The organism is Salinivibrio sp. MA440 (assembly GCF_001996265.1).
GTDB classification, from domain to species: Bacteria; Pseudomonadota; Gammaproteobacteria; order Enterobacterales; family Vibrionaceae; genus Salinivibrio; species Salinivibrio costicola.
Genome location: NZ_MUFI01000101.1, coordinates 1 through 1163 on the forward strand (window position 1 = coordinate 1; position 1163 = coordinate 1163).

Annotated in this window: 1 protein-coding gene and 1 pseudogene; both read left to right on the forward strand. The window is 37.1% G+C overall.

Going from position 1 to position 1163, the window contains the following annotated elements; all coding sequences use genetic code 11:
• Positions 1–310, forward strand: a pseudogene (locus tag BZG80_RS15945) (hypothetical protein); the annotation flags it as partial.
• 127 nt (positions 311–437) lie between these two features.
• The coding region (locus BZG80_RS15695) for a restriction endonuclease (RefSeq protein ID WP_198532973.1) at positions 438–1163 on the forward strand (726 nt) is incomplete at its 3' end.

The following is a 1163-nucleotide window of genomic DNA, read 5'->3' on the forward strand; positions in this document are numbered from 1 at the left end:
ATCCTTGGTAGTGCTCATCGAAATATTCGCCTATTTTTTCTTGAAACTTTATAAATCAAGTCTTAGTGAAATAAAATATTTTCAAAATGAAATGACAAATTCAGAGGCGAAGCTCGCAGCCTTGAAATGCTCTCTTATGACTAATGACTCTGAAGCTACCTCTAATGTAATAAAGGTTCTTTCCGAAACTGAACGCAATGCAATCATAGAGAAAGGTCAAACTACGGCAGAGATAGAGAAATCGAAGGTTGAGCAACAGAGCCTCTCTACTTTTTCAGACAAACTTGCAAAAGCTTTGAGTGCTAAATGAGTATTCACCTAACAAGTGGCTGTTGTCGGACGTTACTCCGCTACGCTCCGTCACGCCGCAAAGCCAAGCGTTAGGTTGTTGCGTTACCCTAAATTAGAGTTCAAATTTCATGATGAGAGAACGATAGATGAATGACAGTAAGAAATGGCTTAATATTGATTTCAAAGAAATACCACAAGCCAATATCTCAAATGGTGATCAAGATGCTTTCGAACTTTTTGCTAGAGACTTACTGGAAGCTTTAGGTTTTAATATTATCAAGGGGCCTGCTCGTGGTTCTGATGATAGAAAAGATCTAATAGTTAGTGAGTTTCGTCATGGTAGGTTTGGAAGTAGCGAAGTTAGATACTTAGTAAGTTGCAAACACTTCGCTCATGGAAAACAAGAAAATAGGTCTGTTGGAAACAGCCAAGAACCAGATATCATTGGAAGATTAAGAAACAATGGCTGCAAGGGGTTCATAGGTTTCTATTCGACAATAGCAAGCGAAGCTTTAACGAGAGAGTTTGAAGATTCTAGGCGTAATAATTCAGGAGAATTGCTAGAATATCAAATTTTTGATAAAGCCAAAATTGTCGACTTTTTGCATGAAAATGATAAAACTATGGCTCTATATAAACGTTACTTCCCATATTCGTTTAAACTAAATTGGTCCGAGGATATAGATAGCAACTTATATGCACGTAAACCAACAATATCCTGTGTTAGCTGTGGGAGTGATATTATTGAGAATATGTCAGGTCAAGTTATCACACTTTCAGAGTATGAGCCGTTGCTTCGCGATGGAAAATATGATTGGGATAAGCCAATCGCTAAAAATAAGAATATTATATTCTCATGTAATGCCTGTCAT